This window comes from Brevibacillus sp. AG162 (genome assembly GCF_006715575.1).
GTDB lineage: Bacteria > Bacillota > Bacilli > Brevibacillales > Brevibacillaceae > Brevibacillus > Brevibacillus brevis.
Genome location: NZ_VFNO01000005.1, coordinates 49,327 through 71,054 on the forward strand (window position 1 = coordinate 49,327; position 21,728 = coordinate 71,054).

At 48.5% G+C, this 21,728-nt stretch carries 23 protein-coding genes and 2 pseudogenes; 12 read left to right on the plus strand and 13 right to left on the minus strand.

The window, feature by feature from the left end; all coding sequences use genetic code 11:
* Positions 1-29 precede the first annotated feature (29 nt).
* Positions 30-674 carry a CBS and ACT domain-containing protein gene (locus tag FB479_RS16505; RefSeq protein ID WP_142066021.1) on the plus strand — a complete coding sequence of 215 codons (645 nt, stop codon included), beginning with the start codon at positions 30-32 and terminating at the stop codon, positions 672-674.
* On the plus strand, positions 671-1,828 hold the full coding sequence (locus FB479_RS16510) for an acetoin utilization protein AcuC (protein WP_142066022.1): 1,158 nt from the start codon (positions 671-673) through the stop codon (positions 1,826-1,828). The genes FB479_RS16505 and FB479_RS16510 overlap by 4 nt, the downstream gene beginning before the upstream one ends.
* 511 nt (positions 1,829-2,339) lie before the next feature.
* On the opposite strand, the gene FB479_RS16520 is transcribed toward FB479_RS16510, so the two are convergent.
* From FB479_RS16520 to FB479_RS16535, 4 genes are all read right to left on the minus strand, one after another.
* Positions 2,340-3,272 (minus strand): 5'-methylthioadenosine/adenosylhomocysteine nucleosidase, encoded by a 933-nt coding sequence (locus tag FB479_RS16520; RefSeq protein ID WP_142066023.1) that lies wholly within the window; start codon positions 3,270-3,272, stop codon positions 2,340-2,342.
* A gap of 54 nt (positions 3,273-3,326) precedes the next feature.
* Positions 3,327-4,328, minus strand: coding sequence for a catabolite control protein A (ccpA, locus tag FB479_RS16525; RefSeq protein WP_106654568.1), 1,002 nt, complete (start codon positions 4,326-4,328; stop codon positions 3,327-3,329).
* 115 nt (positions 4,329-4,443) lie between these two features.
* Positions 4,444-4,752 carry a metal-sensitive transcriptional regulator gene (locus FB479_RS16530; protein ID WP_007720961.1) on the minus strand — a complete coding sequence of 103 codons (309 nt, stop codon included), beginning with the start codon at positions 4,750-4,752 and terminating at the stop codon, positions 4,444-4,446.
* Positions 4,753-4,878: 126 nt separating this feature from the next.
* A complete protein-coding gene (locus tag FB479_RS16535) occupies positions 4,879-5,976 on the minus strand; it encodes a bifunctional 3-deoxy-7-phosphoheptulonate synthase/chorismate mutase (protein ID WP_047071919.1) in 1,098 nt (365 codons plus the stop codon).
* 314 nt (positions 5,977-6,290) lie between these two features.
* On the opposite strand from FB479_RS16535, the gene FB479_RS16540 reads away from it, so the two are divergent.
* Entirely contained in the window at positions 6,291-8,447 is a 2,157-nt protein-coding gene (locus FB479_RS16540) for a cell division protein FtsA (RefSeq protein WP_142066024.1), read from the plus strand.
* Between the two features lie 72 nt (positions 8,448-8,519).
* Here the strand turns inward: FB479_RS16540 and ytxJ are convergent, their stop codons facing one another.
* The 3 genes from ytxJ to FB479_RS16560 form a co-directional block, all read right to left on the minus strand.
* On the minus strand, positions 8,520-8,846 hold the full coding sequence (ytxJ, locus tag FB479_RS16545) for a bacillithiol system redox-active protein YtxJ (protein ID WP_106654566.1): 327 nt from the start codon (positions 8,844-8,846) through the stop codon (positions 8,520-8,522).
* 123 nt (positions 8,847-8,969) lie between these two features.
* The gene (locus FB479_RS16550; RefSeq protein WP_142066025.1) at positions 8,970-9,368 is read right to left on the minus strand and encodes a hypothetical protein; all 399 of its coding nucleotides are present in this window, start codon (positions 9,366-9,368) and stop codon (positions 8,970-8,972) included.
* Positions 9,369-9,851: 483 nt separating this feature from the next.
* A complete protein-coding gene (locus tag FB479_RS16560; protein ID WP_106654563.1) occupies positions 9,852-10,085 on the minus strand; it encodes a hypothetical protein in 234 nt (77 codons plus the stop codon).
* 226 nt (positions 10,086-10,311) lie between these two features.
* On the opposite strand from FB479_RS16560, the gene FB479_RS16565 reads away from it, so the two are divergent.
* Complete coding sequence (locus FB479_RS16565; RefSeq protein ID WP_017250455.1) at positions 10,312-10,404, plus strand: YjcZ family sporulation protein; 93 nt, start codon at positions 10,312-10,314, stop codon at positions 10,402-10,404.
* Between the two features lie 173 nt (positions 10,405-10,577).
* The gene (locus tag FB479_RS16570; RefSeq protein ID WP_142066026.1) at positions 10,578-11,690 is read left to right on the plus strand and encodes an aminopeptidase; all 1,113 of its coding nucleotides are present in this window, start codon (positions 10,578-10,580) and stop codon (positions 11,688-11,690) included.
* Between the two features lie 57 nt (positions 11,691-11,747).
* Here FB479_RS16570 and FB479_RS16575 read toward each other — a convergent pair whose 3' ends face one another.
* Positions 11,748-12,281 (minus strand): PadR family transcriptional regulator, encoded by a 534-nt coding sequence (locus tag FB479_RS16575; RefSeq protein ID WP_047071910.1) that lies wholly within the window; start codon positions 12,279-12,281, stop codon positions 11,748-11,750.
* A 399-nt stretch (positions 12,282-12,680) separates the two neighbouring features.
* Between FB479_RS16575 and FB479_RS30980 the strand changes: the two are divergent.
* Positions 12,681-12,935, plus strand: a pseudogene (locus FB479_RS30980) (trypsin-like peptidase domain-containing protein); the annotation flags it as partial.
* A gap of 64 nt (positions 12,936-12,999) precedes the next feature.
* Here the strand turns inward: FB479_RS30980 and FB479_RS16585 are convergent.
* On the minus strand, positions 13,000-14,094 hold the full coding sequence (locus tag FB479_RS16585) for a YheC/YheD family endospore coat-associated protein (RefSeq protein ID WP_142066027.1): 1,095 nt from the start codon (positions 14,092-14,094) through the stop codon (positions 13,000-13,002).
* A gap of 201 nt (positions 14,095-14,295) precedes the next feature.
* On the opposite strand from FB479_RS16585, the gene FB479_RS16590 reads away from it, so the two are divergent.
* The 3 genes from FB479_RS16590 (at position 14,296) to FB479_RS16600 (ending at position 16,481) form a co-directional block, all read left to right on the plus strand.
* Positions 14,296-14,616 (plus strand): winged helix-turn-helix transcriptional regulator, encoded by a 321-nt coding sequence (locus FB479_RS16590; protein ID WP_017250460.1) that lies wholly within the window; start codon positions 14,296-14,298, stop codon positions 14,614-14,616.
* 112 nt (positions 14,617-14,728) lie between these two features.
* Positions 14,729-16,180: a recombinase family protein gene (locus FB479_RS16595; protein ID WP_142066028.1), complete on the plus strand. Its 1,452-nt coding sequence runs from the start codon at positions 14,729-14,731 to the stop codon at positions 16,178-16,180.
* Between the two features lie 22 nt (positions 16,181-16,202).
* A complete protein-coding gene (locus FB479_RS16600) occupies positions 16,203-16,481 on the plus strand; it encodes a S1C family serine protease (RefSeq protein WP_007721243.1) in 279 nt (92 codons plus the stop codon).
* A 30-nt stretch (positions 16,482-16,511) separates the two neighbouring features.
* Here FB479_RS16600 and FB479_RS30540 read toward each other — a convergent pair whose 3' ends face one another.
* Together FB479_RS30540 and FB479_RS16605 are read right to left on the minus strand one after the other, a co-directional pair.
* The gene (locus tag FB479_RS30540; protein WP_017250462.1) at positions 16,512-16,658 is read right to left on the minus strand and encodes a hypothetical protein; all 147 of its coding nucleotides are present in this window, start codon (positions 16,656-16,658) and stop codon (positions 16,512-16,514) included.
* A 64-nt stretch (positions 16,659-16,722) separates the two neighbouring features.
* On the minus strand, positions 16,723-17,004 hold the full coding sequence (locus FB479_RS16605) for a DUF2325 domain-containing protein (protein ID WP_007721245.1): 282 nt from the start codon (positions 17,002-17,004) through the stop codon (positions 16,723-16,725).
* Positions 17,005-17,334: 330 nt separating this feature from the next.
* Between FB479_RS16605 and FB479_RS16610 the strand changes: the two genes are divergently transcribed.
* The 3 genes and pseudogenes from FB479_RS16610 to FB479_RS16620 all read left to right on the plus strand — a co-directional run bounded on the left by FB479_RS16610 (position 17,335) and on the right by FB479_RS16620 (position 19,781).
* Entirely contained in the window at positions 17,335-17,934 is a 600-nt protein-coding gene (locus tag FB479_RS16610) for an IMEF encapsulin system ferritin-like cargo protein (RefSeq protein ID WP_048034009.1), read from the plus strand.
* Between the two features lie 37 nt (positions 17,935-17,971).
* The gene (locus tag FB479_RS16615; RefSeq protein ID WP_007721249.1) at positions 17,972-18,820 is read left to right on the plus strand and encodes a family 1 encapsulin nanocompartment shell protein; all 849 of its coding nucleotides are present in this window, start codon (positions 17,972-17,974) and stop codon (positions 18,818-18,820) included.
* A gap of 143 nt (positions 18,821-18,963) precedes the next feature.
* Positions 18,964-19,781 (plus strand): annotated as a pseudogene (locus FB479_RS16620) (alpha/beta fold hydrolase).
* A gap of 55 nt (positions 19,782-19,836) precedes the next feature.
* Here FB479_RS16620 and FB479_RS16625 read toward each other — a convergent pair.
* Together FB479_RS16625 and FB479_RS16630 are read right to left on the minus strand one after the other, a co-directional pair.
* Positions 19,837-21,045, minus strand: coding sequence for an aminotransferase-like domain-containing protein (locus tag FB479_RS16625; RefSeq protein ID WP_142066029.1), 1,209 nt, complete (start codon positions 21,043-21,045; stop codon positions 19,837-19,839).
* 194 nt (positions 21,046-21,239) lie between these two features.
* Complete coding sequence (locus tag FB479_RS16630; protein ID WP_142066030.1) at positions 21,240-21,710, minus strand: hypothetical protein; 471 nt, start codon at positions 21,708-21,710, stop codon at positions 21,240-21,242.
* Between the last annotated feature and the right edge of the window lie 18 nt (positions 21,711-21,728).

Here is a 21,728-nt window from a genome sequence, read left to right on the forward strand (position 1 = left end):
ATGCCTTTTGATTCCAGGAGGTCACTCTTATGCGTATTGAAGAGATTATGCGGAAAAAAATTGTCACGATCCAGCCATCCACTACCATCGGAGAAGCGCTTCTTCTCCTCCGCGCAAACAGAATCAGGCATTTGCCTGTCATTGAAAACGACTCACTCGTAGGCATTGTCTCGGACCGTGATCTGCGAGACGCTCTCCCCTCTCGCCTGCTGACGCATGACGATGACGACACCGTCCTGCACAAGCCTGTAGCCAATATCATGAACCAACAAGTCATCACTGCCCACCCTCTGGATTTCATCGAAGACGCAGCCCTCCAACTATACGAGCACAAAATCGGCTCACTACCCATCGTCGAAGGGAATCGGCTCGTAGGATTGATCACAGAATCGGATCTTTTCTCCAGCTTGATCGAACTGTTCGGCGTTAACAAACCTAGCTCCCATATCGAAGTCGAAGTGGATGACCGCGTTGGCATGCTGGCAGAAGTCAGTCAAGTCTTTCGCGATGCACAAGTAAATGTCACGAGCGTCGTGGTCTTTCCTGGGAAACAGCCCGCAAAAAAGAACCTTGTTTTTCGGGTACAGACAATTGATCCTCGTATCGTGACGCAATTGCTCCTTGAAAAAGGCTTTTCCGTAATCGGCCCTAGGGAAGGAGGGATATTCCAGTGAGCCGAAATGCTCGTCTGATCTACTCTCCAGACTACACGCAATATTATTTTCATGATGATCATCCGTTCAACCAGCGTCGTCTGCTCCTCACACACGATCTGATGAGCAGTTACGGAATACTCAAAGACTCAGACATCCTGACTCCCCGACCGGCGACAGATGAAGAACTCGCCCTGGTGCATGACCCACGTTATATCCAATTTGTTCGCGATCAGGGCCATAGTGAACACGAGCTTCCGCAGGCAGCCAGTTATGGCTTGGGAACAGAGGATGTTCCCTGTTTTTCGAACATGCATGAAGCGTCCTCGCTGATCGTTGGAGGTACGTTAAACGCAGTGGACGCGGTTATGAGTGGACAGGCAGAACACGCCTTCAATCCCGCCGGAGGATTGCACCATGCCTTTCGTGGACGCGCCTCTGGATTTTGTATCTACAATGATTGCTCCGTCGCGATCGCTTATTTGCGTAAAAACTGGAATGCGCGCGTGCTGTATATCGACACAGATGCCCATCATGGAGATGGGGTACAGTGGGCTTTTTACGATGACCCTCATGTACTGACTGTATCCATTCACGAAACGGGGAAGTATCTCTTCCCGGGAACAGGCAATTTGTCTGAACGTGGAGATGGAAGCGGTTACGGTTATTCTGTCAACGTTCCGCTCGATGCCTTCACGGAAGACGATTCTTTTCTGGAAGTGTATGAGGAGCTGGTGTCAAAGCTAGCGGCTGGCTTCAAGCCTGATGTCATCCTGACACAAAATGGCTGTGACGCTCATGCGTACGATCCCCTCACCCATTTGTCTTGCTCGATGAAGATTTATCAAGCCATCCCCAGGCTTGCTCACCGCCTCGCTCATGAATATTGCGACGGTCGCTGGATCGCTGTAGGGGGCGGGGGCTACGATATTTGGCGGGTGGTGCCACGGGCGTGGACGCTGGTATGGAGTGAGATGAGCGATCAGCCTCTTGTGGACGGTGATCTTCCCGAAGCCTGGCTCAACCGCTGGCAACCAGAGACGGATTTGCCCTTGCCGCCTCGGCTTTTTGACGAACCATTCCCAATAATCCCACGACGAGCAGAGATCACGGAAAAAAATCGGCTTACGCTAGAACGTGCGATGCTGTACGCACCAATTGGCTCCAAGAAGTAAGAAAGACCATTAGAGAAACAATGAAGGTCCTTCTGGTTTGAGTCAACATAGTGGAGGAGTAGAAAAAGCACAGTTCTCTTCGACTCTGACACACCAGTATGGGTGATTCACTGCCCGTCTCCACTTCAAAAAGAGGACCGTCGAGCCAAAGCCACCCTACGGGCGGAAGTTCCTCAAAGAAGAAGTGTTCGACAACAGTGGTCCTCTTTTTGAAGTTCCGACTGAGTAGGCGCTGTCAAGGTCTGCGAGCCCTGTACTTTTTCTTTTCACCAGCTTTGTTGGTTTATCAGTACCTTCTAAGATCATCCTCGATCATCCTTACCAGCATAAACTGAGGGACGATCTTCACAACATCAAATACGACATCGTGAATGTTTTCTTTCATAATGTCACAACTACTACTTTCCCACCACAGTAGTCAGATGGCAAAATCTTATACTTTCCAATAAAAAAAGCGTGCAGCCCTTGTACCTTTGGGTACTGGTCAGCACGCTTTCACTATTCCAAAACGCTAGTTCACAAGCTCTTCCAGCTCAGAGGGTGCAAAGCCTTTTACCGCTTTATCTCCTACCACTGTTACAGGGACACCCATGAAGCCAAAGCGCTCCACTTCCTCTTGATAAGCACGACTCGTCATGACATCGCGCACTTCAAAGGAAACACCTTTTGCTGTCAGCCAATTCTTAACCATGTCGCAATCCACACAGTTTTTCGTCGAGTAGACGATCACTCCCGCAGCTGTCGATGCTTGAGAAGCTGTCAGCATGTTACGGACAATCGCGTAGGAGCGCTGGGAAGCCAGCTTGGTAAATTCCACGAAGTTTACATGCGCGGAGCCGTCCGCTTTATCCGACATGGAACGTACAACGACAAACGGTACACCATTCATCGCACATACTTGTCCAACAGATGCCCCTTCCATTTCGGTACAGTGTGCTGCAAACTGTTCATACAGCCATTGCACCTTTTCCCGGCTGGCAACGAACTGGTCACCGGACAAGATACGCCCGCTCACTACTTGAACTCCCGCTTCCAGCTCCTTGCCCGCATCGATCGCTTGCTGCATCAGTCCCGCATCCGCTTGCCAAGTCCATTGCTCTGTAAACGGAATCTGTCCTGGTTCAAAGCCAAGCGGTGTCACATCAATGTCATGTTGGATACAATCCGTTGAAACCACAATGTCACCGATATTTAACTCAGGATGAACAGCTCCTGCCACACCTGTGAAAATGACACGCTCCACTTGGAATGAATCGATGAGGATTTGTGTCGTCACGGCAGCATTCACCTTGCCGACACCTGATTTGCACAGCACGACATCCTTGCCTTCCATTTTACCTGTGTAATAGGTAATGCCTGCTTTGGTGGCAGCAGTCGTCTCTTGCATCGCTTCCAAGTAAAGCGCGATTTCTTCATCCATCGCGCCGATAATTCCGTAACGCATTTCCCATCCCCCTCTTGCTGTCAATTGCCTACGTCCCAATTCGCTTAAGCTTGCTTACGGCTTTGTGCTCTCCCGATACTCAATTCGATGCGGCAACAGCACGACATGCTCTTCGACATTCTCGTTATTCATGTACTTGGTCAACAGGCGCATCGCCACCGCACCAATATCATACATTGGCTGTACGACAGAAGTCAGTCGCGGACGTACCATTTCGACCAGACGAATATTATCGTGACCAATGACTTCGATGTCACCTGGCACGTTCAAACCAGAATCTTGAATGGCGTGGATCGCGCCAATAGCCATCTCATCATTTGCTGCGAAAATCGCCGTAGGAGGATTTTTAAGGGCCAGAAAAGCTTTTGTAGTGGACAAGCCAGATTCATAAAAGTAGTTGCCTGTTGCAATCAGCTCTTCATCCAGCTCGATACCTGCATCTTTCAGCGCCTTTTTATAGCCTTCATAGCGCATCAACCCTGCCAATGGATCGTTTGCAGGACCGGCAATCATCGCAATGCGCTTGTGCCCGCGCGCAACCAATGCTTCCGTCGCATCGTATGCGGCTTGGAAGTGGTCAATGCTAACTGACGGCAGTACGTTGTCCGCATCGCGAGTCGCGGCCAGTACAGTCGGTACAGACGTGCTAGTCAATGCCTGCAAATGATCTTCTTTGATTTCTGCGCCCAGGAACAGAAGCCCGTCCACCTGCTTTTCGAGCAAGGTATTAATGAGCTGCAATTCCTTTTCCATCCGTTGGTCAGAGTTACACAGGATGATGTTGTATTTGTACATGGTGGCGATATCTTCAATCCCCCGCGCCAATTCGGAGAAAAACAAACTGGAGATATCCGGGATGATGACACCAACTGTTGTCGTTTTTTTGCTGGCGAGTCCACGAGCAACCGCATTTGGTCGATATCCCAAGCGCTCAATCGCAGCCAATACCTTTTTTCGGGTCAAAGGCTTTACGTTGGGATTCCCGTTGACTACGCGGGAAACTGTCGCCATCGACACCCCCGCTTCTCTTGCTACGTCGTATATAGTAACCGGCATCATGCACCCTCATTTCCCTATTTTTTGGTTTTCATAAGCGTTTTCATAAATATATGCACCTATGATACGACAAGCCGTATGCCGTTGCAATCGTTTTTGACGGCTTTCGCACCCGTTACTTCATGAGTTTGTTCATCGTTTTCAACAGCTCATCAATCACTTCATGGTCACCCTGCTGAATCCGATCCATCACACAGCTTTTCATATGTCCTTCGAGGAGCATTTTCCCAACCGCATTCAGTGCAGATTGCACAGCTGCAATTTGATTGAGAATGTCGTCGCAGTAGACATCCTTCTCTACCATTCCGCGAATTCCGCGAACTTGTCCCTCTACCCGATTGAGACGGGAGATGAGATTAGACTTGATTTTATCCGGCCTTTCGGTGGACCGATCAGTCGAGCAGCATTGATGGTTGTCTTCCATATGGTCTATCCTCCTTCACCAATATCAGCACGTAGTTCTAGCTTACTTGGTCGCCAATGGTTCGTCAAATAAGAAAGGTCCTCCCGCGCGCAGGAAGGACCCTCAAAACGTACCCGAAAGGTATTCTTATGCTCTCGTTGCCACAATCTCGCCTTTGTACAGGCCAGAAGCGAGCAGTTCATCAACGAACTCGTTGAACTGTGGAATGTTCAACTGTTGCTTCGCATCAGACAGTGCCACATCTGGATCTGGGTGAACCTCTACCATGATTCCATCAGAACCGACTGCGAAACCTGCTTTCGCGCAAGGCAAGAGCAGATCACGACGGCCTGTAGAGTGCGTCACGTCTACAAACACTGGCAAGTGCGTCTCTTGCTTGAGGAGTGGTACGGCAGAAATATCGAGCGTATTGCGTGTCGCTTTTTCATACGTGCGGATTCCACGCTCGCACAGCATGACTTGTGTGTTGCCTTCGGACAGGATGTACTCTGCCGCGTAGATGAACTCTTCAATCGTAGCAGAGAGGCCACGCTTCAAGAGGATTGGCTTGTTTACACGACCTGCCGCCTTCAGCAGCTCGAAGTTTTGCATATTGCGTGCTCCGATTTGGATGACATCGATGTATTTCGTCGCCATCTCAAGATCTGCTGGCGTCACGATTTCACTGATCGTCACGAGGTTGAATTCATCCCCGATACGCTTGAGGATTTGCAAGCCCTCTTCACCCAGACCTTGGAAGTCGTATGGCGAAGTACGAGGCTTGTACGCACCGCCGCGCAGTGTACGCAGTCCGCGTTTTGCGTGGTTTTCTGCTACTGCTCTTACTTGCTCGTAGCTTTCCACGGAGCAAGGACCTGCGATGAGAATCGGATTTTTTCCTCCGAACTCTACGCCTTTTACCGTGATAACAGTATCCTCTGCCTTTTTCTTACGGCTAACGAGGAGTACTTTTTTCTTATCGTCGTCTTGCAGATCTAATGAAACTTGGAAAATTTGTTTGAACAAATGACGAATCGCATTGTCATTGAAAGGACCTTTATTGTTTTCAACGAGCAGATTGAGCATTTGGCGCTCGCGCTCTGGGTCAAAACGGTTGCTGCCCTGTTTTTCTTTTTCTTTGCCGAGCTCTTGAACCAAGGTAGCCCGTTTGTTGATCAATTCCAGAATTTGCAGATTGATCTCGTCTATCTGCTTGCGCATCGTTTCGATTTGATCGTGTGCCATCTCTCTCCACTCTCCTCTTTCTTTATAGGGATTTATCGATAAATTAGGGTAATTATAATCGATTCAAACACCCTTGTCAGCAGTTTAGCGCCAAAAAGCGCGAAAGTAAATTTTTTCTGTTTTTTTATCTTTTCCAATTATTCGTCAAACAGAAGAAGATTCCTTGATTCGACAGGATTCTTTCCCTTTCAAATCGAATAGGTTTGGATATATGTTCTAGCAAAAAGTGATTGTTCCTTTCCGATACAGTCCAAAATCACCGATAAGTATTGTAAAGACTTTTTGAACAACCTCTTACAAGGAGTGACCTACTTTTGTCTGACATCACAGCCCCTGAGCTTATTTTTTCATTAGATATTGGAACGCGCAGCGTCGTCGGCCTGATCGTGGAAACGACCGGCGAGAAGTACCGCGTATTGGACTGCGCAATTCGAGAGCACGATGAACGCTCCATGCTCGATGGGCAAATTCACGATATTGTCGCCGTAGCTAAGGTGATTCAGCAAATAAAAGAAGAGCTGGAAGGAAAATATGGCAAACTGCATCAGGTAGCGGTCGCTGCTGCCGGTCGGTCATTGCGCACCCGCCGTGTTCGTGTGGACATGCCGTTAGCCAGACATGCCTTCATCTCGCGTGAAGATGTTGTCGCTTTGGAGTTTTCCGCTGTACAGGAGGCCCAAGCCGCATTAGCCCAAGAGCTAAAGGATCAAGACGTCACCCGCTATTATTGCGTGGGTTACAGCGTTGTCAACTACCATCTGGATGGAGAGCTGATCGGGAGTCTGATTGACCAGCGGGGTGACATAGCAAGCGCAGATGTGATCGCAACCTTCCTTCCACGCGTAGTTGTCGACTCGCTGATCGCGGCTCTGAAACGATGCGATCTGGAAATGCAGGCATTGACGCTCGAGCCTATTGCGGCTATTAATGTCCTGATTCCTGTGACCATGCGCCGACTGAATATCGCATTGGTGGACATCGGGGCAGGTACTTCTGACGTAGCGCTGACTGAAGAAGGGGCGATTACTGCCTACGGCATGGTGCCTGTTGCAGGCGATGAAATCACGGATGCGCTCATGAACGCCTTTCTCATGGATTTTCCGATGGCAGAAGAAGTGAAGCGCCTCTTATCCACCGAGGAGTCCGTCACCTTCACAGACATTCTCGGCATGGAGCATACGATGAGTGCTGCTGAGGTAACAAGTGCGATTGAAGCAGACATCCAGCAACTCGCCGATAAAATTGCCTTCAAAATATTGGAGCTCAATGGAAAAGCTCCGCAAGCGGTCATGCTGATTGGCGGCGGCAGCCTCACGCCTGGGCTTACCGGAAAAGTCGCTCAAGTCTTGAATATTCCTGCCGCCCGTGTTGCCGTTAGAGGCGGTGATGCGATCAAACAGTACGTTGGAGACAATCCTGCGCTCAGCGGACCTGAGTTCGTAACGCCAGTGGGTATTGCTGTTGCTGCACGTCGTCATCCATTGCGGTATGTGACGGTTACGGTCAATGACGCTCCTGTGCGCATTTTCGATTTGCGTAAAATGACATTGGGTGATGCGCTCATTGCGTCCGGATTGGATATCCGTCGTCTGTATGGGCGCCCCGGATTGGCGATGACAGTCACCGTAAATGGACGGATGAAAATGATTCCAGGTGGTCATGGGACGGCTCCGGTGATAGAGCGCAACGGAGAGGGCGTCAGTCTCGACACGCCAATCAATGACGGGGACCAAATCACCGTAGTAGCCGGTACAAATGGCGATGATGCACATGTGTTTGCCAAAGATTTATTCGATGAGCTGGACACGCTTGAGGTGATCTGCAATGACCGTCCCTACTCGCTCGGTCCTGTTGTACATGTTAACGGAGCAGTTGCCACTCTCGATACGTTGATCGCTGATCGTGCCGAGGTGGACATCCGCCTTCCCCGCACTGTCTATGAAGTACTGGAGCTCGCAGAACTGAAAACGTCAGTGGAATCAGGCTTGCGTTTTTCTGTGAATGGGCAAGATTATTCGATTCCGTCCCGTATTGAGGTGATCGAGCTGAATGGAAGACCAGCAGCCTTGACAGATATCGTCCGACAAGGTGATGTCCTCGTATATCGGCAGGATGAAGTGCCCGCCCCTTCCATACAAGAAGTCATCCCCTTGGAAGAATGGGTACAGGAGACAATGACCGTCCACTTCAATGGTGAACGGGTCGTTTTGCCTGTCGCGCAGGTAACAATTACGGTAGACGGAAAAGCAGCAAATGCCTCCGATCCCGTGAGCGAAGGTGCCGACATCACGGTAAAATCCTCACCGGCGTCTACACCTGTGTTTAGCGACGTCTTCCGTTTCGTGGACGTTTCCTTGGAAAAGCCTGATCGTGAGAGTATTTCCGGATTCGTCATGCTCGTCAACGGCGAACAAGCCAACTTCCAGACAGAATTGAAAAGTGGAGACAAGTTGGAGCTATTCTGGGAATAGACTCTCCAGTGCTCTTTTTCTCCATGCAAAAAGCCGGATTCACCTCGCTTATAGGGTGTCCCGGCTTTTTGATTACGCGTTGAGCGCCTGGCCAATCGCGTCCTTTGTAATTTTCCAGTGAGATGTGTGCCATTTTACTTCGCCGTCTTCCAGCAAAAAGATTTGCGGAGATTCGTGCTTGATGGCAAAACGATCCGCTACGGCGTTGGAAACAGGACGATCCTCCCGTACCAGAATGACCGCAGATTCCACTTGATTGTCCTGCAAATACGCCTGAAACTCTTCATAAGCGGACGTACTGATTGGGCAGATTGTGCTATGCTTAAACAAAAGCTTTTTCCCATTTTTCGCTACGAACTCATCCAGTTCTTCTATGGAGTGAAGCTGTTTTTGTGACATGATTCATCTCTCCTTATCTTATGTGCCTATCAGTATACATAAGTCCAAGCAGCAAAGTCTACATTTGCGGTGCAGTGGAGAAATGAAAAAAGAGATACCTATCTTCCAGGCATCTCTTAATCCTTACACCATAATTTTCGTTAGACGTTCGCGTAGCTCCAGCATCCATTTTTCATCGCCAAGGGACTGCGCCAACAAAAACAGATCCAATAGCTCGTTGACTTTTTCACCAAGTAATTCTCTTACGGTCGAATTCACCTTCTCATTAGCAATCAATACCAATAAGTTGGATAACTCTGACATTTCTTCGAATTCGATTGCCTGGCGCTGCGGATGTTGGCCCAGTTCCTCCATGAGTGACTTCAAATCATCCTTAATCACATCTACCACTTGGGAATGGTCACAGTTTTCGTCCACACAGACGTGTACAGGTACATTCATGATTTTCACTCGTTTCCGGTACACGACGTTGCGCAGCTCGATCTCCATTTCGTTCCCGCAGCGGCTGCATCTCTTTGGCAAAATGTTCACCCCTACCTATCTGCTTATGTATGTCTCTCATACTATTCGAGGGTCCTCCTTTCAATCCTGCTAAAGAGCAGGTGGTACTTGGTGGATATAGAGTCAGATATAGACTAGAAAGACTATTTGAGAGGGGACTAAAAGTCCTTTTGGTTTGAGTCAACATGGTGGAGGAGAAGAAAAAGCACAGTTCTCTTCGACTCTGACACGCCTGCATGGGGGATTGACTGTCCGTCTCCATTTCCAAAAGGGGACCGTCGAGCCAAAGCCACCCTACGGGCGGATGTTTCTCAAGGAAGAAGTGTTCGACAAGCGTGGTCCCCTTTTGGAAGTTCCGACTGGGTAGGCGTTGTCAAGGTCTACGAGCCCTGTGCTTTTTCTTCTCACCAGCTTTGTTGGCACATCGGTACCTTACTAAAACTTGAAAGAAAAAGACGATGCCAGCAAGTAGCATCGTCTTTCTTTTTCGATCAAACTTCAATCTCACGCGTAGATAGCGTTTACTTTTTCACAATGCGGACAAACAGCGACTTTCCCTGCTTTTCCTTCTTCATCTTCTACACGGTAGCCAGTAATTTGCTCGGAGAAACAAAAGAGACACTCTGTATTGAAGTCCATGTCGTACTGCGCTTTCCACACAATGGATTTAAAGTCTTCTCCAACATTAATCGTAATTTGGACCAGATCATGCTGTAGGCTTGATAATGATCTTTGCATCACATAAACATCCTTTCATACTTGCAAAGTCTTTTGGTATCCTCTAGCTTTTCCTGCTTTTCAGAATAATAAACATCGAGAACTGCAAGAGTATGAAAAACGAGAGATTATCAAAACAATTTTCTCAAAAATGGGCGGATGCCCGGTTCGGTCCTATGCGATCACCCATATGTTGTAGATGTAAGCACATGAGGCTTAACACACATATGAGGAGGATGTTTATTCGATGAGCGGCATCTTTAATGGAGAATTCGACGGCTTCACTCTGGTTTTGATTCTTTTCATCCTGCTGGTTATTATCGGGTGCAGCTGCGACTAATCTTTCTTCCCCGAAGATATAGCCATATTCAGCAGGTCGTTGCATATACATGAAGTACCGAATCCTTCAAGCGCGTTTCCTCCGTAAGCTACCCTCGTCAGTGGGTAGCTTTTTTCTGTTTGTGTTGTGTACAATGGAAAAGAATGATATGGAAAGCGAGGGATCCCCTTCCTATGAAAGATCCACGAATTGAAAAGCTGGCTGACGTCCTCGTCAACTATTCGGTGACTGTCAAGCCTGGTGAAAACGTTTTAATTTACTCCATTGGCAACGTTACTGATCTGACAAAAGCCGTAATTGCAAAAGTATACGAAGCTGGGGGAAATCCGTTTGTCCAACTGATCGACCAATCCGTTCAGCGCGAACTCTTGATGGGTGCCAACGAAACACAATTGGATATCATGCGTGAAGCAGATGTGGCTTTCATGAAGCAAATGGATTGCTACATTGGCATCCGCGGCGGCGACAACATTAGTGAGCTCTCTGATGTGCCTGGAGACAAAATGCAGCTGCACTCCAAGCTGCTAGCGCGTCCTGTACTGGATATTCGCGTACCGCATACCAAATGGGTCGTGCTTCGCTATCCAAATGCATCTATGGCTCAGTTGGCTAATATGAGCACCGCCGCTTTCGAAGATTTCTATTTCAAAGTGTGCACACTGGATTACGGCAAAATGGATAAAGCCATGGACAGTCTGGTCGAGCTGATGGAGAAAACCGACAAGGTGCGTATCGTAGGGCCAGGCACTGATCTGACCTTCTCCATCAAAGATATTCCGGCAATCAAATGTGCAGGTGAAGCCAACATCCCTGACGGAGAAGTATTCACTGCTCCTGTCCGTGATTCCGTCAACGGCACGATCGCGTACAACACGCCATCTCCTTACCAAGGCTTTACATACGACAATATCAAGCTGACCTTCAAGGATGGCAAAATCGTCGAGGCAACTGCAAACGATACAGAGAAGATCAATGAAATCTTTGATACTGATGAAGGTGCCAGATTCGTTGGGGAATTCGCGATTGGCGTGAATCCATACATCCAAAACCCGATGAAAGACATCCTCTTCGACGAAAAAATCGATGGAAGCTTCCACTTCACACCAGGACAGGCCTACGATGAAGCGTTTAACGGAAACAAATCCTCCATTCACTGGGACTTGGTTATGATTCAACGTCCTGAATGGGGCGGTGGGGAAATTTGGTTTGACGATCGTCTGATCCGCAAAGACGGACGTTTCGTTGTACCAGAGCTCGAATGCCTCAATCCAGAAAACCTTAAATAAATGAAAATAAGCGAAGGGCTCATTGTTCACAAGACATGAGCCCTTCGCTTTATGTGGCTAAACGGAATAAGCTGGTTGTTTCAACAAGGAAGTCATCTTTTGTTCCATAAAGGAAATCGTTGACTCCAGATGATGAATGGTATACTCCCAGCAAAAACGTTGATATTCGTCAAAATTCACTTCCAGCTTTTTATAAGAGGCCTTACTTTGTTGGAGCAATTGACGTTGTGTATCCAAACAGCCCTCTAGCAAATCCTTTTGTTCGTCGATCGTGCGGCTCTTGCCGAAGAAAATCTTAACCAGCATGTCTGAACGCAATACTGGCGGCAAGATAGGCGTCTGGATTTCTTGACGGAAAGATTGTTTTCCGGCTTCTGTAATACGGTACAAAATCTTGTTCGGCTTGCCAGACTGAATGATTTCTTGCTTCGTCACGAAGCCTTCTTCCTCCAGTTTGCGCAATGCTGGATAAATAGCACCAAAGCTAGCGTCATAAAAGAAACCAATACTGTTTGTAAACGCTTGCTTAATATCGTAGCCACTCATTTCCCCATAGCTCAAGAAACCCAGTATGATCGTTTTAACATCCATCTCTTCGCATCCTCCGTTACCGTTCTTTTTCTCTCTCTAGCGGCTAGGACTTAGCCTTTATGTTCAAAATATTCTTTAACTACATGTTATTATAAATGGATTTAAATAATTATACCAATGCTATTTCTTTATTATATCAATCAAAATTAATGATATATCCATACACTCGACTAGAAATTGGGCGTCCCTTCCCTCTCCGCTCCCCATAAGATGATACATACCTATCTGCTGTAGGGGGAGAGATCGGTGAAAAGTAAAAAATGGTCCCAATATACGCGGGTAAAGTACCCTGTGAGCAGCAGCAGTCTGCACCCATTTAATTTCTTCGTTCCCATTGTCGAGCGAGTTCAAGAGGGAGTAGTCTCCATCGTGACCGAGGATGCTCCCCATTCCAAAGACGTGGATTCGTTAATTCGCAGCCTCATTGATCATGAAGATAATTCTCCACCCACGGAACGAAGCTTTGGCTCCGGATTTCTTTTTCATCCGAAAGGGTATATCTTGACGAGCGAGCATGTCATCGGCAAATCCAAAAATATTTTCGTGAAGCTATATAACGGTAGAGTGTTTGAAGCCAAGCGCATTATAGCCGATCGAGTCCGGGATTACGCCGTCATCAAAATTGATGCAGACTGCAAGCTATACCCGCTGCCACTAGGCAACTCCTCTCATACAAAAGTAGGAGAATGGGTCATCAGCGTCGGTTCTCCACCTGTGTTCAAAGAGACAAAAAACGAGCCTGGTTCCGGGCCAAATACAGCGCAAATTGAACGGGACGAGCTATCGCCTTTTTGTATAGCGCCATGTCACCCATCTGGCGAAAAACCTCTCTCCCCGGCTTGGGATTCACTTCGATTAACCACGTACGTCCGTCCACATCCACCCCAATGTCCAATCCGAATTCCATCATGCGACCGAAATAATCCTCGAGCGTGTTTGCTACATCGAGGGCAAGCTGATGACATTCCTGTTTGATCAGCTCCCCCCGCTCCTCTCCAAATCGCTTGAACATAAACCATTCAAAGGGAATCGCTCTGCCTCCCCCGTGCAAATTGGAAGTAGCACTGCCGTTCCCCCCCATACGTACTGCACAGCCTGTCACTACCCATTCTCCACGCTCGTCCTTTTGAATCAATACCCGTACATCGACGACATGCTTGCGTAGCAGTCCTAAGTCCAAACCTTGCTGAACCAGGAAATTGCCATCGCGAATGCGCTGTTCCTCCACCCACGTTTTGACCCATCTTTCCACGCCTTCCACCGTATCAATCCGAGCCACGCGATGGTTATGCTTTTTGTCACGTCCAGAGAGGCTATACTGCTTACCACTGCTCTTCACTCTGAGGATGCTTCTTCCCCCTGTGCCATTGCCTGGCTTGACATAGACGAGCCCATGGCGTGCGAGCATGTTGCGGACCAAGCCTTTTTCGTAAACATGCGTCTCCGGAATCCAACGTTTGACGCGTTCATCGGAAGCGAGCAGATTCGTCACTCTCCATTTCTTACTGAACGGACTGTTTGCAAAGAAAAACAGATCGCTATTTCGCAGTCGGATATACTCCTTTACCCTGCGTCGGTACCGATCAATGACAACTTCTGGCCAAGGGAACGATTTACTCATCCAGCCCCCGTTCGGTTTGGGGATGAAGCCCTTGATCTTTCTTGCGGGAACATTGACATCCTGATGCGAAAACAGGTAGATTTGTGCGCCTAACTTTTGCCCTGTTTGAACCAGCTTTCGCAAATAATCTGGTTCCTCAAAGCGTACACCCTCCCGCCAGGTTAAAATGCCGATTACCCGTTTTGGAAGCATCGCAACACCCTCTTTGCTTCTTTTCTTTCGCGATTAGTGTATGTGTGGACACCTTATAGGGAAACATTTGTCCATGAAAACGGGCTTGGCTTCTCAGCCATTGACAAAGTGTCATTCCAACTTTTCGTTACTTACTTTTTTCAAGCTAATCTGTTAGAATAAAGGGCAACAATAATGCTGCTAGATAGAGGTGACGCCGATATGAGTCAAGATTTTTCTGGCGAACACATGTGTCCAAAATATGAATGTGCAATAAACGTCCTTGGAAAACGCTGGACCGGCCTGATTATTCATGTGTTGCTACGTGGGACTGTACGATTCAAAGATATCCGCGAAATGGTTCCGCATATGAGTGATAAAATGCTCTCTGAAAGGCTGAAGGAGCTGGAGGAGCTAGAGATTTTGGAGCGCAAAGTGTACCCAGAGATCCCGGTTCGCATTGAGTACGAATTGACCGAAAAAGGAAAAGATCTGCGTCCTGTCATTGATTCCATTCACGAATGGGGCCAAAAATGGATGTAGCATAACCCCACTTGTCCAAGACGGATAAGCGGGGTTTTTTATTTGCGGTCAGGCATAAGCTCCTCCCTTTTGCTGTACACTCTAGCAACCCGAGGTGAAGGGAGGACGTGCGATGCGAACGGCCATCTACATTCGAGTCAGTACGGAGGATCAGGCACGCGAAGGGTTTTCGATCCCCGCTCAAAGGGAAAAGCTGCTCTCGTACATTCACTCCCAAGGATGGGAAGTCCATGCAGTCTATGCAGATGAAGGCGCAAGTGCCAAAGATACGAATCGCCCCGCACTCGGTCAGCTCCTGCAGGATATCCGAACGGGTGAAATCGATGTCGTCCTCGTCTATCGACTCGATCGGCTCACTCGCTCTGTTCTTGATTTGTATCAGCTCCTGCAGGAGTTCGATCGATATGCGGTACACTTTAAAAGCTGCACCGAGGTATACGATACGACTACGGCAATCGGGCGACTCTTTATAACCTTAGTGGCTGCCCTCGCACAATGGGAACGGGAAAACTTGGCGGAACGGGTCAAGCTGGGAATGAGCCAGATGGCAAGAGAACGAAAACGACCAGGAGGACCTGCACCGTATGGATACAATCTGGTGCGAGGAACGCTGGTCGTGAATCAAAGGGAAGCAGCTGGCGTACGCAGCATGTTCGAGCGCTATGATCGAGGCGAATCTCCGCGCCAAATCGCTGAATGGGCGAATCAATCCGGATTGCGCGGCAAAAATGGCGCTTCATGGAGTGCAAGTGCCGTGCTTCGCCTGTTGAAAAATCCGGTCTATCACGGTGCGTTGCGTTGGAATTACGCTGACGCCGATCAACAACGCAATGACCCTGAGGAATGGATTATCGAAGAGGCGACTCACCCGGCCATCATCGATCAATCATGCTTCTCGCGGGTCCAGGAGCGGATGAGTGCTCGCGGAACAGGCCATCCCCGCGTTCTCAGCTCCCGCTACCTCTTTTCCGGATTGCTGTACTGCTCGCGTTGCGGCTCCTCGATGCGCGGGAAAACAACCACGATCACCGGAAAAGGAGAAAAACGTTACACGCACCGCTACTACTTGTGTAAAAACAAGCTGGCTGGTACGTGTGATGCTCCTGCCATACGGGAGGATCGCCTGGAAAAAGCCATTGTGCACGAGCTGATGCAGTATTCGCCAGAGTCAATCGCTGCGGTGAAGGAAGTGTATCAGACTGTGTTACAAGCGAATTCCCGCGCTCCCGCGAAAGAAACCGAGCAACAGCTGCAAATTCGAAGGAAGCGCTGGGAACAGGCCTATGAAGAGGGATTCCTTACTCTTTCTGCCTTACGAGAGAAAATCAGTGCGTTGGAACTGGCTGCAAAAGAACGGGAACAGACTTACTCTGCTTTTGCAAAAGGACAACCGCTTGATCTAGATGCGCTTTCCAATTGGCAGCTCATTTGGACACATGCCAATGAAAAAGAACGGCGATTGCTCGTATGCACAGTCATCCAACGTGTTGACGCGGAAGCAACAGACGCTGCCTCTGGTCAGAAAAATCGTAGGGTTTGCCTGCATCTGTTGTCTTTTCACTAAAATTGCCCCTGTTTTTGCCTGTATGGCGACAGGTGGTTCCCCACTGGGTTTGGAAAATTCTGTGACAGCGGGAATCATCAGTGCCAAAAACCGTCGCTTACAGGTTGCGAAGCGTATGTACGAAGAAATTTTTCAGACGGATGCTGCCATTAACCCAGGAAATAGCGGAGGTCCACTCATTAATTTGAATGGGGAAGTCGTTGGTCTCAATGCATTCATCATTCAATCCAGCCAATGCTTGGGCTTCGCCATCGGAATTGATGCCCTCAAAATGCAACTGGAGCAATACGTATTCAAGTGAGAAGCATACGATTCAACAAAAAAACCCCGTCTAGGAGGACGGGGATTGCTTCTCTAATGCAATAAGATATACATTTGGACCTTCTGTGTTGATTTGTTCTTCTGCCTGTTTTAATTGTTGCAGCTGAGCGGCCGTAAGCTGTGCGATAGGCAGTTCACTCAAACGATTCTGTTCCATTGCGTCATTCCTCCGTTGGTGTCAGACTCACGCTCGTAGTCTGCCCGATCTGGAGAGTATGTATTTACGCAGTGAGATCAAAAGCTTTGGCAATCGCAGAACACGAGCGCTTGCAGAAAACGATGGGCAGCTCGCGATCTTTGGCTTGGTTTTTCACAGTTTTGGCCAAGTTGTGATTGACGAAATCAGTCAACACCAAAATCATGTGGATACCAGCTGGAATTTTCACCCCGGTTTGCGAGCTTTTCCGTCCAGTTACGTGGTGAATATCCTTGAAGCCTTGACCTTGCAGAAATTCGATAATATTGCCCAGACGATCTCCGCCAATTACTAAAATGGATGACATAACTTGTTACCTCCTTAAATTTGGGTGAATGTAGGATTTATGTTTTGTTCTCAGAATGCTAATTGATAATGAATATCACTCTTATTGATAAATATTATCATTCCCAATTGGCTTTGACAATACTCTCCATGATAACTTTTTTGTCAAAAAACAAAACTAGAAACGAAGCCGATAGGCAAAGCCACGGCGCTCTAGCGTTCCCGCACTCTTTTCCAAATTACACCGCATCATATTCTTCGTAATCATAGGAAAATGTACATAGGTGTTGCCCGGGTGTTTTTTCCAACGTTATAATGAAAAAATAGATTGTGAATGAGGAGGTGGCGTAGGGTGCAAGAAATTACACAGCTGCACGCCATTTTTGATCGCACCAGAGGTTATATCAACAGCTTCATGGGCGTTATCCAGCCGATTATCGATGCGGCAACGGACGAGCATACTCGTCTTTACTACCATCACATTTTGGAAGAAGAAGAACAGCGCATGGGTCGCTTGCAGGAATTGGTTCCCTACCTGGAGAAGCTGTCCTCAGGAAAAAGCCTGGATCAGCTAAGTGATCGCGACCTCTCGCAAATGCTGTCCGATGTAAATCTGGAACGTTTTGGACTGCACAATTTCCGCGAGCATCTGGAGCTCTCTTTGTATGAATTCAAGGATGACGAAACACGTCAGCTCCTGGATGGCATGCGAGAAAAGACGCATACAGACTATTTGACAGTCAAAGAGATCATGGCGAACATGAGCCAACGATTCTCTGATGCGGCTCATCCTGATCTCACTGATCATGATGAGGGGCACGACATTCACCAGGTCGATCATTTGAAAGCTTCGGCTTCCGCTCCTCACGGTGTTGCTTCCGTGATCAAGCATTCCGCCCCTGCAGTTTCTGGCAAAAAAGGACTGACAGTTGGCAGCTTGAAAGGAATGTAAAGAATCGGAAATCCTGAAATGACATGGAGGTTACACTATGGACAAGCTTCGTAAATACCCAGACTCTCCCTTGACGACTGAAGAATGGAACCAGCTGGACGCAACTGTCGTTGACATGGCTCGCCGCCAGCTTGTAGGCCGTCGTTTTATCGATATTTATGGACCATTGGGTGAAGGCATCCAAACCATTACCAACGATGTATATGAGGAATCCCGTTTTGGCGGTCTCTCCCTGCGTGGAGAATCACTGGAAATGACACAGCCTAGCCGCCGTGTCAGCATGACGATTCCGATCCTGTACAAGGATTTCATGCTGTACTGGCGCGATGTTGCCCAAGCACGCACACTGGGCATGCCTTTGGACATGAGCGCGGCTGCCAACGCAGCTGCTGGTGGTGCACTGATGGAAGATGATCTGATCTTCAACGGTGCTGCGGAATTCGACCTCCCAGGTCTGATGAACGTAAAAGGCCGCCTCACTCATCTGAAGAGCGATTGGATGGAATCTGGCAATGCGTTTGCGGATATCGTGGAAGCACGCAACAAGCTGTTGAAAATGGGCCATAGCGGTCCGTATGCACTGGTTGTTTCTCCTGAGCTCTACTCTCTCTTGCATCGCGTGCACAAAGGCACCAACGTGCTTGAGATCGAGCATGTTCGCAATCTCGTTACAGATGGTGTCTTCCAATCTCCTACCATTAAAGGCCGTTCCGGCGTTTTGGTAGCGACTGGCCGCCACAATCTCGACCTGGCGATTGCAGAAGACTTTGACTCCGCATTCCTCGGAGACGAGCAAATGAACAGTCTGTTCCGTGTGTATGAGTGCGTTGTATTGCGGATCAAGCGTCCAAGCGCAATTTGCACCCTGGAAGAAACAGAAGAATAGGAAGCTCTTTGGCACACCCATTGACGATTCTCGTTGTGGGTGTGTTTTTTCATTCTTGAAATATGCAACAGATCACTTATAATAAGAACGTACGTTCCAAATTTTCAAAACAATCTGACACAAATGTCGTTGGGGGGCTTTTTATGAGATGCGAGGTCAATGGCGTCAATCTTTATTATGAGGAGATTGGAAGCGGCTTTCCTGTCGTGATGATTCACGGTTTTTCACTTGATCACCGCTGCATGACTGGTTGTCTGGAACCAATTTTTAAGAAACGTCCGGGATACCGACGACTTTACATAGACTTGCCGGGAATGGGTCAAACGGAAAACTACGAACATATCCACACTACGGACGATATTCTGGAGGTTGTCCTCGCGTTCATCGATCAGCTCATTCCAGGTGAGCCCTTTTTCATTGCAGGTGAATCATACGGCGGCTATCTTGCGCGGGCGGTTATCGAAAAGCGCCGAGATCAAGTAAGGGCGCCCTTTTCATTTGCCCGAACGTCATTCCTGACAAAGCAAAGCGCACACTGCCAGATAAACCCGTCCTAGTAGAAGAGCCTTCGCTCTGGGAGCAGTTGAGTGAGACAGAACGAGCGGAGTTTGAGTCGATGGCGGTAGTAGCTACCAACTACACGTGGAACCGCTATAAAAAAGAGATTGTCGACGGCTACATGCTGTCAGACCCTTCTTTCCTAAGTAAAATCAGACAGGCGTATAGCGTGTCCTTCCCATTAGATACTGTCCCCTTCCCCCACCCGAGTCTTTTTGTTGTGGGCAAACAAGATCATTCTGTCGGCTATCGCGATATTTGGGATATCCTCGAAGGCTATCCCCGCTCTTCTTTTGCCGCACTCGATTGTGCCGGACACAACTTGCAGATTGAGCAGCCGCTTCTGTTTACAGAGCTTGTGAATGAATGGCTGGATCGGGCACAAAGAGAGTTCTCCCTGTAAACACGCATAAAAAAAGACAACCAGCTCAATGGCAATGGTTGTCTTTTTGCTTCCATTAAACATTTGTCACCAGAGATTCGCTGTAGGCGTGGAATGCTTTGCCCAGTCGTGAAATCGCAAGCTCCGTGTCTTCCCGGTTCAAGAGTGTATAGTTCAAGCGCAGCGTATTGACTTGCGGTTCGGCTGCATAAAACGGCTTCCCTGGCACGAATGCCACGCCTTCCTGTACGGATCGGGCCAGCAGCTTCTCAGCATCGACGTGCTCAGGAAGATTCACCCAGAGGAACATCCCGCCTCTTGGTTTTTCCCACTCTACGCCCTCCCAGTTTTGCGCGACCAAGAGCTCATGCATCCATTCCATGCGCGCCTTGTAGGACTCGCGGATTTTCTCGATGTGGCGCTCCAGATCAAACCGGGATAATAGCTCATACAGGGCGTATTGGTCGATTGTGCTCGACTGCAAATCAACCGCTTGCTTCGCCTTCACCATCATTTGAATTACGCGGGTATCCCCGATGGCCCATCCGGTACGCAAGCCGGGCGCGACAATTTTGGAAAAGGTACTGGTGTATACCACACAGGAATCGGTCGGATGCTCATCCAGTGAGAAAATCGAGCGGTACGGTGCTTCCCCATCGAATTGGATCTCTCCATATGGGTCGTCTTCCAGGATGAGAATGTTTTGCGCCTTACATTGACGAAGCAAACCGAGACGGCGTTCGAGACTCCATACCTTTCCTGTCGGGTTCGCAAAGGTAGGAATGACGTACACCATTTTCGGGCGATACTGGGCTATTTTTTTCGCCAGATCGTCCAGATCCATCCCATCAGCATCACCGTCTACGGGAATTGCTTTGATTCCCCGGAATTGGAACAATTGAACCGCTGCCAAATAGGTAGGGTTTTCGACGAGAACGACATCGCCTTCGTCTAAATATACACGGCACAACAAGTCTACCGCTTGCTGAGAGCCCGTAGTGATGACCATATTATCTACACCGACGTTCATATGCTTTTGCTTCATGCGGGATGCAATCCACTCACGCAGTGGCAAGTATCCATCAGTCAATCCGTATTGAAGAGCTTTTGCTCCTTGTTCGAATGCGCGGTTGAACGCTTCGCGCATCTCTGCGATTGGAAAAGAATCCTCTGCTGGCAGTCCACCTGCGAGCGAGAGCACTTGATTGCCTTGGGTCAGCTTCAAGATTTCCCGGACAGCCGAGGAGGATAGTGCTTCAACAGATTTTGAAAATGAGTACTCCATGTTCCGTTCCCCCTTGATTTTGTTATCCTTGTTTTATCACTGTCAACAGCGTAAGTCCAATCCTTGCTAGCTATGAGTAGATAGGTTTTGACTATGTCGAGCGGTTGTTCAATCGTTAGTCTTGGCACACTGCATGCAAAAAACCCCTCTTCGTATTAAACGAAAAGGGGTCCATATGTATAGGCTATATCATCCTAGGCGATGCGGAACACACGTGGTTTCTCTGTGTGTGGGAGGAAAGAGAGGTCTACATACGTGGACGCTTCTTCCATACCGATATCGTTTGCCAACAGCAATGCCTCTTCTTGGAAGGTCGGCGTACAGCTGCCTTCATTCAGTTCACAGAGACGCTTCAATCGCTTCAGTCTCTCTGCGGATTTTTCCACTCTCATGCATTCGTTCGTCAGCTCACAAACGTTGACGTGACGAGCATCAGCGATCATGCTGATATCATTCACATGGACAATGAGTCTTTTGCCTTCTTCTGTAACAAATCCGATCGAGCAAAAATGCGCACCTGACATTTCCAAACGAGTGAGAACAGCATTGGCGTAAACTTCTCCGGTCCGCAAGCGAATCTGGCCTGCTTCAATGGCTCCGCCGATCTTTCGCTCGTTGGCGATCACCGTATACATATCCGTGTAACCGTTAATCTGATAGCGCATGGTACCCTCCCGCTCTCG

Coding starts and splice junctions, on each gene's coding strand:
- FB479_RS16630 (WP_142066030.1), bottom strand. CDS start 21,710: ATGCGCTATCAGATTAACGGTTACACGGATATGTATACGGTGATCGCC.
- FB479_RS16575 (WP_047071910.1), bottom strand. CDS start 12,281: ATGGATGTTAAAACGATCATACTGGGTTTCTTGAGCTATGGGGAAATG.
- FB479_RS16600 (WP_007721243.1), top strand. CDS start 16,203: ATGGCGACAGGTGGTTCCCCACTGGGTTTGGAAAATTCTGTGACAGCG.
- ytxJ (WP_106654566.1), bottom strand. CDS start 8,846: ATGTCACAAAAACAGCTTCACTCCATAGAAGAACTGGATGAGTTCGTA.
- ccpA (WP_106654568.1), bottom strand. CDS start 4,328: ATGCCGGTTACTATATACGACGTAGCAAGAGAAGCGGGGGTGTCGATG.
- FB479_RS16585 (WP_142066027.1), bottom strand. CDS start 14,094: ATGCTTCCAAAACGGGTAATCGGCATTTTAACCTGGCGGGAGGGTGTA.
- FB479_RS16560 (WP_106654563.1), bottom strand. CDS start 10,085: ATGCAAAGATCATTATCAAGCCTACAGCATGATCTGGTCCAAATTACG.
- FB479_RS16535 (WP_047071919.1), bottom strand. CDS start 5,976: ATGGCACACGATCAAATCGAAACGATGCGCAAGCAGATAGACGAGATC.
- FB479_RS30540 (WP_017250462.1), bottom strand. CDS start 16,658: ATGGAACAGAATCGTTTGAGTGAACTGCCTATCGCACAGCTTACGGCC.
- FB479_RS16625 (WP_142066029.1), bottom strand. CDS start 21,045: ATGGAGTACTCATTTTCAAAATCTGTTGAAGCACTATCCTCCTCGGCT.
- FB479_RS16615 (WP_007721249.1), top strand. CDS start 17,972: ATGGACAAGCTTCGTAAATACCCAGACTCTCCCTTGACGACTGAAGAA.
- FB479_RS16605 (WP_007721245.1), bottom strand. CDS start 17,004: ATGTCATCCATTTTAGTAATTGGCGGAGATCGTCTGGGCAATATTATC.
- FB479_RS16530 (WP_007720961.1), bottom strand. CDS start 4,752: ATGGAAGACAACCATCAATGCTGCTCGACTGATCGGTCCACCGAAAGG.
- FB479_RS16570 (WP_142066026.1), top strand. CDS start 10,578: ATGAAAGATCCACGAATTGAAAAGCTGGCTGACGTCCTCGTCAACTAT.
- FB479_RS16565 (WP_017250455.1), top strand. CDS start 10,312: ATGAGCGGCATCTTTAATGGAGAATTCGACGGCTTCACTCTGGTTTTG.
- FB479_RS16505 (WP_142066021.1), top strand. CDS start 30: ATGCGTATTGAAGAGATTATGCGGAAAAAAATTGTCACGATCCAGCCA.
- FB479_RS16595 (WP_142066028.1), top strand. CDS start 14,729: ATGCGAACGGCCATCTACATTCGAGTCAGTACGGAGGATCAGGCACGC.
- FB479_RS16590 (WP_017250460.1), top strand. CDS start 14,296: ATGAGTCAAGATTTTTCTGGCGAACACATGTGTCCAAAATATGAATGT.
- FB479_RS16520 (WP_142066023.1), bottom strand. CDS start 3,272: ATGCGTTACGGAATTATCGGCGCGATGGATGAAGAAATCGCGCTTTAC.